Origin of the sequence: Crateriforma spongiae, assembly GCF_012290005.1 — a bacterium.
GTDB classification, from domain to species: Bacteria; Planctomycetota; Planctomycetia; order Pirellulales; family Pirellulaceae; genus Crateriforma; species Crateriforma spongiae.
The window spans coordinates 704,243-713,604 of record NZ_JAAXMS010000005.1; the positions used below are offsets into that span (position 1 = coordinate 704,243).

General features: G+C 55.2%; 6 protein-coding genes and 1 tRNA gene. 4 read left to right on the top strand and 3 right to left on the bottom strand.

What is annotated here, in order from left to right; genetic code table 11:
- On the top strand, nt 1-3,075 hold the full coding sequence (locus HFP54_RS26220) for a protein kinase domain-containing protein (protein ID WP_206036245.1): 3,075 nt from the start codon (nt 1-3) through the stop codon (nt 3,073-3,075).
- Between the two features lie 139 nt (nt 3,076-3,214).
- A complete protein-coding gene (locus tag HFP54_RS16470; protein WP_206036246.1) occupies nt 3,215-3,862 on the top strand; it encodes an ECF-type sigma factor in 648 nt (215 codons plus the stop codon).
- Nucleotides 3,863-3,910: 48 nt separating this feature from the next.
- Here the strand turns inward: HFP54_RS16470 and HFP54_RS16475 are convergent.
- Together HFP54_RS16475 and HFP54_RS16480 are read right to left on the bottom strand one after the other, a co-directional pair.
- A tRNA-Arg gene (locus HFP54_RS16475) sits at nt 3,911-3,984 on the bottom strand.
- A gap of 207 nt (nt 3,985-4,191) precedes the next feature.
- Complete coding sequence (locus HFP54_RS16480) at nt 4,192-5,616, bottom strand: hypothetical protein (RefSeq protein ID WP_168565948.1); 1,425 nt, start codon at nt 5,614-5,616, stop codon at nt 4,192-4,194.
- 588 nt (nt 5,617-6,204) lie between these two features.
- Between HFP54_RS16480 and HFP54_RS16485 the strand changes: the two genes are divergently transcribed.
- Both HFP54_RS16485 and HFP54_RS16490 read left to right on the top strand, forming a co-directional pair.
- On the top strand, nt 6,205-7,176 hold the full coding sequence (locus HFP54_RS16485; protein WP_168565949.1) for a DUF6807 domain-containing protein: 972 nt from the start codon (nt 6,205-6,207) through the stop codon (nt 7,174-7,176).
- Nucleotides 7,177-7,368: 192 nt separating this feature from the next.
- The gene (locus HFP54_RS16490) at nt 7,369-7,737 is read left to right on the top strand and encodes a flotillin-like FloA family protein (RefSeq protein WP_168565950.1); all 369 of its coding nucleotides are present in this window, start codon (nt 7,369-7,371) and stop codon (nt 7,735-7,737) included.
- Nucleotides 7,738-8,837: 1,100 nt separating this feature from the next.
- Here HFP54_RS16490 and HFP54_RS16495 read toward each other — a convergent pair.
- A partial coding sequence (locus tag HFP54_RS16495; RefSeq protein WP_206036247.1) for a PEP-CTERM sorting domain-containing protein occupies nt 8,838-9,362 on the bottom strand: 525 nt, incomplete at its 5' end.

The window sequence follows — 9,362 nt, forward strand, 5'->3', positions numbered from 1 at the left end:
ATGCCACCCAACGCCGAAGCGTTGTCGATCGAATCGCTGCGACGGATTGAGCAGTGGTGCAGTGAATACGAATCACTGCCTCAGAGGCAACGTTTCCAGCAGTTCCTGGGGCTTGCCAGCGACCAAGAACGCCCGGCCTTGGCGCGAGAACTGGTGGGGCTGGACGCGGAACTGCGAGCCAGCCGAGGTGAAAAGCCACGCGTCGAAGACTATCGATCGCTTTGTGCCGACCCGAGAATCGCGATCAAAGAATCAGAACTTCGTGACTTGGTCTGCGGTCAAGTTCAAGTCGCAGAACCCAAACCGCATTCCACACGCTATCGGTTCATCCAGCGTATCGGTCGTGGCGGAAACGGTGACGTTTGGAAAGTCGAAGACACGGTCGGCCAACGGACGCTGGCACTCAAGCTGCTGCGCGGTCCGCTGGAAAACAGTTCCGCTGCGACGCTGCGGATGAATCGCGAGGCTTTGCTGACCGGGCGGCTACAGCATCCCGGTATTCCACCAATCTATGACCACGGTGTTCTGGAAGACGGCCGCCCCTTTTTCACCATGAAGTTGGTCGGCGGAGAAACGTTTGCCGACACTCTGAAGAACAGGTCCGATTCCAGCGATGAATTGTCACGTTGTCTGGGCATCTTCGAACAACTGGCTCAGACCGTCGCGTATGCACACGCCCAAGGCGTGATCCACCGCGATTTGAAACCTCAAAACGTCATGGTCGGCGCGTTCGGCGAAGTCCAAGTGATGGATTGGGGAATGGCAAAGCCGTCAGCCGAATCGACGTTGGAAACATCCACCACGCAATACGACTCGGATCGCCCCCACGCATCGCTGCAATCCACCCAATCCGATGACGACACGACACGCGGCGCCAACGATGAATCCTGGGATGACTTGCAACAAAGTCTGACGGCCGACGGAGATGTCTTGGGCACACCGGCCTACATGTCGCCGGAACAAGCACGGGGCGAAATCAAAACGCTGGACGCACGCAGCGACGTGTTTGCTTTGGGCGCGATTCTGTTCGAAATCTTGACACGACAAAGATTACATCACGGATGCTCGGTCATCGAATCACTACAGCGGACGACGCTGGGGCAATTCGATGCGGCACTTACGACGCTGCTCAACAGTGACGCGCATCCGGAATTGAAAACGCTTTGTGAAAAATGTCTTAGCACGGACCCGGAAATGCGACCCGCCGACGCGGGCATCGTCTCCGACGCCATGACCGATCACCTGACCGGCGTGGAAAAACGTGCCCGCTCCGCTGAATTACAGCAGCGTGAAGCCAGCGTGCGCAGCAGCGAAGATCGCAAACGACGGCAATTGCAAACGCGAACCGCATTGGTCGTCGCGGTGGTTTCAATCATCGGCGCGGGCGTCGCCATCTGGCAGCGTCGTGAAGCCGTTCGCGCCGGCCAGGAGACGTCCGATGCGCTGGCGTTGGCGGACCAGAGGTTCGACGAGGCACAATCGGTCGTGGATGAATTTCTGACCCGGGTTGCTGATGACAACGGTGTGTTGACTCGCACCTCCGGTGCACAAGCCATTCGTCGCGACCTGATGCAGAAGGCCGTCGACTATTACGAAGACTTGGAAGCCGAATCGAAACAGACGCCGGAGTTCCGTTTCAAGATTGCACAAACGCATCGACGTCTGGGCGAAGTGATGTATTTGCTGTCCCCCGGCGGTGAAAAGCTGGAACATCACGCCGATCAAGCCATCCGGATCTGCGAACAACTGCTTAACGACGATCCGGACAACGCCGCCTACCTTGCGTGCAAGACCGACGCCTATGCGTTGAAGGTCCGAGCGTTATCACAAAGCTGGCGCGATCAACAAGCCCTGCCGATCGCACAGTCGTCACGCGAACTGGCGCGGACTTTGATGGACCTTCGCGGCAACGACGATGATCACTTCCGTTACGCCACTCACACGGGGTTATTGGCACTGATCTATCACCGTTTGAAAGACCGTAACCAGTGCCAAACACTGTTTCAACAAGCGATCCAAATCGCCACGCCAATTCAACAAGCGAACCCGGACAACGGTAGGTATGCGACAAAACTCGCACGCATTCAATCCAACTATGGGGCGTATTGCGGTTGGGGACGCGGCCAATGGAAAGAATGCCGAAAACACTTCCAAATGGCGGTGGATCTGCAGGAACAGGCGGTCCAGCTACAGCCATCGCGAGTGGACTGGTGCCACGGTTTGGCCACGTTCCAGATGAATTTGGCGATGTCACTAACCCACACCGGCGACATCCCCCAAGCGGAATCCATGTTCCGCGATTCGATCCGGTCGCACGAGAAGGTGGTTCGCGAAAACCCGCTGGATGTCGATTCGCGATGGTCGTTGGCGTTGATCTACGGAAACTTTGCGACCTTCTCATTGACTCGTCTGAAAAATGCTGACGACTGTGAACAATTCCTGATCCGCTCCGCGGAACAGTACAAGCTCTTGTCAGACGATCATCCCGATGTGGAGGTCTACATGGAATCGTACACCGACGCGCTTGAATCGCTGATCGATGTGCGAGTTCGAATCGCAAACGCTGATTCCAGGCCAGACGTTCCGAATGATCCGACGATGGTTTTGCGGATCGCCCGACCCGAACTTCAGCTAATACTGGAACAATGGTCGTTGTGGCTGGATGCGCATCCGAAGTCGGATAAGTATCGTCGATCCATTGCCTATTGGTCGGCGCTGTTACCCGAAACGCCCCCGGACCTACTTTTGAAGTCGACGGACCATGTCACGGGCGACCAAGCATCACTTCGCCATTTGGATTCCAAGTGGATCGACGCGCGTGCGTTGGCGCTGATTCGCAGTGATCGTCACACCGAAGCGATCGATTTGTTGAAAATGTGTGAAAGCCAATCGCCTTCTGCGGTTCGCTTGACGATCGAATCCTTGGCCCGCGTAGACCAGGACCCTGATGCCGCAGTAGACTACCTGGGTCGCGCTAAGGCGTACAAATTCAAGATCGGTCATACACGCAGTGATTACCGAATGCTGGCGGAACAGGCCGACGCCGTTTTGGCGAATCTCCAGTCATCCGAATAGTCACCAGACATTCGTTGCCAAGCGTGCCAGGGTCTTGGCGGTACGATCATGGGGCGTCTTCCGAAGCATCGATGATTCTGTCAAGCAATCTTGCCCAGCCGTCGTCGACAAAATTTCCTTCACGTCCCTTCGCCGCGCCTTGTCCGACACGCACGACATCACCGCCATTATCCGTAGCGTCGAAGACGGCGATCCGGACGCCGCCGCAGAACTGTGGAGTCATTGTTTTCCGCGTTTACTGAACTTCTGCCGCGGTCGCCTTCCCGAGCACATGCGGCGTGTCTTGGACGAAGAAGACGTGGCGTTGTCGGCATTCAAAAGCTTCTGCTTGGGCGCAGCCGGCGGTGCCTTCGGCGACATCAAGGGGCGTGACGAACTGTGGAAGTTGTTGTTCTGTATCGCCGGACGGAAGGCACAGGGTTACATTCGCCACCAGAACCGTCAGAAACGTGGGGGCGGCAAAGTCGCCGGTGAATCCATCTTCAAATCCGACGACGATTCGTCCGTTTCGCCCGGGATCGAACAAGTGGCCGATCAGACGCCTTGTCACGTCAGCAAGGCGCATTTCGTCAGCGATTGCGAAACACTTTTCGACATGCTGGACGATCAGAAGCTGCAGATGGTGGCAATCCTACGCATCGAAGGCTACAGCGTCGACGAAATCGCGGCGCGCATGGAATGCTCGCGGCGAAGCGTCGAGCGCCGACTGAATTTGATTCGCCGAATTTGGCAAAGCGCCTTTGACGATGCGGAGCCACCAGAATCAAATCAAGGTAGCGACGGCTGAGTGCACACGCTGTCAATTCATTTCACCGCAAAACTCTGCCCCAACCAGCACGCCCAGCAGGATTCGAACCTGCGACCGTCGGATTAGAAGTCCGATGCTCTATCCAGCTGAGCTATGGGCGCCTGTGCGTGAACGCCGAGATTTTGGCGTTCCAACGGAACACTGGTCAAGCTACTCAATCCGGACCGATTTGGCCACCACGATTCGTCCCGCGCTTCGGTTCGGAAAACGCCCGGTATATCGTCGCACTTCTACTGCGCAAGCGAATCGTCTTCACGCGCATTTTGGGCGGAGCAGAAGGCGACAACTCAAGGGGACTCGCCAACTGGCTAGCCGCTGGCGATGTGGTAAATCGATTCGCTACAGCGTTTGACCGTCCGCAAAAGGTCCGGGTAAGGCTCGCCAAACTCGTTCAATACGCCCGAATGCTGGCGAGCCTGTTTGCGAGGTATGTTTTGCGTAGCATCGATGAGCCCACAGTAGTGCCAGCCGATAAAGTTCGGCCGTGCGAATGCGTTCAAAAAGAACTCCGCGGTCCACTCGGCACGTTGCTGCAAGCTGTCGGCGACCGGGCCATAAGGCCGTGGCATCGTTGGAGTGATCATGGTGAACGCCGAGTCGCCGTTGACGAACGGCATGTCAGCGACCTTGGTCCAACGATCCAGACCCGGCCGCTGCACTTCGTAGCGACCGTACATCTGGTACATCACAAAATCGGTGTACTGGCTCGTGACGGGAAACACGACATCCATCGAATCGGTGTTGGCATTCAACTTGTCTCCACAAAACAAATGATTCGGATCGTAGGTGCGTATGGCATTGCGTGCCGTTTCGTAGTACTTCGCAACTACGGTCTTGAGAAATACCAAGTTGTCTCGCGTTTCGTTCGCGTTCGACAGGTCAGTTGTGGGCCGCCAATCGGTGGCGTTTTCCAATGCATCAAACGAATCGAAGGTCGTCCCATAAGTCTGGTTGAATGACCCGATTTCGCCACGATAGATCTCTTGCATGGTTTTGATATAGGCGCATTTGCCGGCCGAGTTACGGCCCAAGTTTCTTAATCGTCGGGGCCAACCGACACGTGCTCCTCGTCGTGCACCACCGATGACATCGGGGCGCTCACGACAATCCTCCTCGGTCAACAGCGGACAATCCGTCATGGAATAGCCAAGCAGATACGGATCGTCCGGTGCCGCCGCGTCTTTGGCCAGTCGATCACATCGGAGAGCAAAGGACTTTGAAAACACGTCCAGGAAGTTGTCGTCAGGGATGTCAGTTCTCCAGTGAGGAATGTCGACAAAGCGGATCGGCTTCATGTACGCGATCTTCGGTGCCGGCTTATTGATGATGTTCAGTGAGGTGTGCACACCGGCTGTGTTAAAACCCCATTGTTGGCACGTGTCCAAGAACCATTTTCGAAGCGCAGGAGCGAACTTCGAATAGTCATTCAGGTCATCGACGCCCAGTTTCTGCTGCCATGCTTCACGACTAAAGTCTTGCTGCCACAGGTCGGAATGAAGATGGTTGATGCCAAAGCTCAAGAATGCGTTGCCTTCTGGCGTAACAAACCACCAGCGATCCTCTTTCTCCACGCGAAAGTAGCCGGTGGCTTCAAACTTCTTGCCGGTCCAACCGCCGAAACGATCCAACTGGCCCGCGTTAGTTGCAAACCCGCAACGTGCTGCCATGGCCCCAGTCGCCAACACACCAGAAGTCTGCAGGAATTTGCGTCGTGTTGTGGCTTTCGTCTTCATTCTCTTTTTTCCATCGACAAAGCAATCGTCGGCTACTCGACCGCAACAAGCATTTTGAGGTGACTGAGGTGGGGGACGCCTTGCTTCGTCACCCAAATCTTATCAAGCGACCGCTGGGATCATTGTCGCTGATTTTGGACTCATGATCTTCTTTCGAAGATGCCATCGACGCGACAGATCATCCGATGATCGTGTCTCTCATTATCGTCGATGGTTTCGTTGGAGTGTCCCGAAACGGTTGGTTTGACTTGAAACCCAGCGACTGCGTCACAAAAACGCTGCTTCGGGGGCACAACGCGGAGGCGACGGATCGAAGTTCGCGGTTTCTGCGCTGTCTTGTTCTCTCGTCCCCTGCGTTTCAGTCACTCGTTTACACTGCTTGAAGCACGGGGCCAGTATCTGATGTTGTTCTCGTGCCCCGAGTGTTCCGACCCGACCAGCATCCAGAAAGATGGTCAGCGTTGCTCGGGAATTACCGCCGATCAACCTTTCGCAGTCACACCGAAAATGCGCGCAGCCTTAAAAAGCACAACGAGTACTCTTGGGAGGACACGCCGTGAGCCAATCCTATCGGGAACGCTGGCGCTGATGCTTTGCATTGCGTCGGTTCCGCTGGCTGTTCAGGGCGAAGACCTCGTGTTGACGGAGACGGAAGACACCATTCGCATCACGCTCCGCCAGAAACCTGTGCTTGAATACGTGAAGACGGCGCGGCCGGTCCCGTCAGGGCTGGATCAGTACTACCAGCGTAGTGGCTACATCCATCCGGTGTTTGCCCCCACGGGCGAGCAAGTGACAGGAGACTACCCGTTGGATCATGCTCACCAGCACGCCCTGTTTTTCGCTTGGACAAAAGCAAAGTTTGATGGGACCAACGTGGATTTTTGGAACCAGGCGAAGCAATTGGCGGGCATCGAGTTCCGCGGCGTGTCCGAGATCAAACGATCTCCCCAGCGCGTTTCATTTTGCGTCAAGCACGCCTTCACTGTTGGCCAGGGGAATGAGCGAGTGGATGCGATTCACGAGACTTGGACTGTTTCCGTCTATCTGACCCCGAGTGATCATTTTTTGTTCGACGTTGAAAGTCGTCAGCGATGCGCCTCAGACAAGCCCCTGAGGATCGAAGAGTATCACTATGGTGGCATGGCGGTTCGCGGAAATGCGACTTGGCTGAAAGAGAGCGCCGATCGATCGATTCAGCCCGGTGACCTACAGTTTTTGACCAGTGAAGGAAAGAACCGTTGGGACGGCAATCATACTCGGCCCCATTGGGTCGCGATGTCTGGCAAAATTGCAGGGCAGGACGTGTCGTTAACGGTGTTCTGTCATCCCGACAACTTCCGCGCACCTCAACCCGTTCGGCTGCATCCGAATAAGCCGTACTTTTGTTTCGCTCCTTCTGTGGTCGGCGATTTTGAAATCGAGCCCGGTGAAGAATATGTATCGCGGTATCGCTGTCTTGTGACTTCTGGGCCTGTCGATGTCGACCTTGTGGAAAAACACTGGAAACAATATTGCTCATCAAACGAGGATTTGGTCCCGGGCGAAGAATCCGAATGAACCAAGCTCCGGAAAGCGTGACCAATCCAACGTTATCGCATTCTTTCCGTTGCGATTCACATCCGTTCCTTGCCGGTACTGGCAGGCAAGAATGAAGATTTCGCCGTGTTTGGATGGCCGGTTCCTGCATGGCTGGACAGTTGAATTGCATGATTAACGCCGCTTGTCCAAGGGGCATCCGAGAACCCGAGCATGAACAACGAATTGATCGCCGTCATTTTTGCCGCGTTTCTTGCCGTCTTTGTTTTGGTTGTCGCCACCGTGTTTCTATTGTTGATTCGACCGTGGTTGCAAGTCTTCTTGTCGGGCGGAAAGGCATCGCCGCTCACGATTTTGGCAATGCGACTTCGCGGGATGCCGGTCAAAACGATTTGTGACGCCTACGTGATGATTGTCCACTGTGGCGTGGCAGTCGACATTAACCAGGTTCAAAAGGCGTATTTGATGGGGGCCGGTGTCGACAAACTGGCGCGTGCCGTCTGCTTTGCGAAGCAGAACGATGAACCGTTCGTTTGGGACGATCTGGTGGCGACCGCGATCGAAGACAACTCGCGTCGTTAAGCTCGTGTCTACGAATTGATCGCCCGAAAGTCGGTTACGAATTGCAAACAATCAAATTGGACCAGCCGATCGACCGTAGATTGCGCATTGTCGGGACGCACGGAATTCTCAGATCGCTTCATCGGCAAAAGCGAACAGGTCAACGCCAAGACAAGCATCCAGGATGCGATCGGAACCAACGTTTTTCGGAGTTCCGAGGGGTGCTCGTTCGCTTTCATCGTTCGACTCATCCGATTCGGCTCGTGGGGGTCTTTCAACAGAGATCCCACGTGAAGGCCGAGTGAGCGCCAAAGCCTCCTATTTTTCGATTTTTCCCTGGCCACTTTCTCCGTTGGAGCATCTTGGTCGACGAAGGGCTACCTTGAGAAACGATAAGAAGACACAGGGTATCGAACGGATACACTGAACCCCACGCACTCTTGCGGTGATGTAACCAAGAGCTCGAAAAGTGGCGGCAGGCTCACCAAGTTTTGAAGTGCTGCTTTGGTTTGTCAGCGTCAATCAAGAAGGCCGGATGCGCACCAGCGGGTCGCCACCGGCGACTCCCGCCCTCTCAACACGGCTCCACAACTCAAAAAAAGCCGCCTGACCCCTTTGTTGTGATTGAGCGATTGACCCCTTTGAGCGATCCAGCCGATGGACCGCGTCACGACAAGAATGGTCCGGTGAACGCGTCTGCCCGAGAAACATCCACAACGTGATGACGGGTGTGTAAATCCGATCGCGAAAACAGTGCCCGAATTCCGCGCACACTTCACCCACTTTGACCGCAGGCAGGAACCGCTCAAAGACGAGAGACTGCTCGGGATAGGACTCCAACTTGCTTGCCAAACGGGACAATGAATTGATAGCCTTATTGTCACACGGCGGGGCCTTTTGTTTTGTGTGATGGGTTTAGACGTTCATCACATTACAACAGGGCTCCGTCGTGTTTTGTGCCGCTGGCAGCGAATCCCTCGACACAGTAAATGCAGATCACGTCCGCTAGCACTACCGGTCGTGCTAGCGAAACTCAAAATCAACTACCTGTTGTGCAATGCCCTTTAACGACGCGGCATTCGCGCCTGACCCCTTTGTTGTAATGTGGAGCCAAGTCCGTTTCACCGATTTGTTTTCCGGCGCTCGCGTGGACTACTGAGAAGCGATGATGAAGCCCCTGCCAAACGTCTGCGTCGCTGAACGGCATTTTGAAGAGAGACCGCGCCAACACCAAAAAGAAACATCAGGCTGGAAGCCGGTTCCGGGACCGCTGAGGCGTTGTGGGTGAATGACCTCCACTGCGTTTCACCCTGTGCATTGGTTGTTCCGTCACCGAACAATATCGTTTCTGTCGTGGCCCCGCTGGAGTAAGTCGTGCCGGTAAGAATCAAGTTTCCATCCTGAAACAAACGGATGGGGCTCCCCAAAGTTTTCCCGTCAACGACAAGTGAGTAGTCGTGGAAGGCATTGGTATCCACTGATGTGTTCTCGGGTCCGCGAGAGAGGGGCCCGTCGAGGAAGAAGACCTCATCATTGCCGACAAAAAGGGCTGCGCTGACATCGGGGGCAACTGTGACTGCGACTAAGCCGACTTCGCGAAAGACTTGGTTACTGAAGCCGGAGATGTAGGCCATCTCAAAATCGAC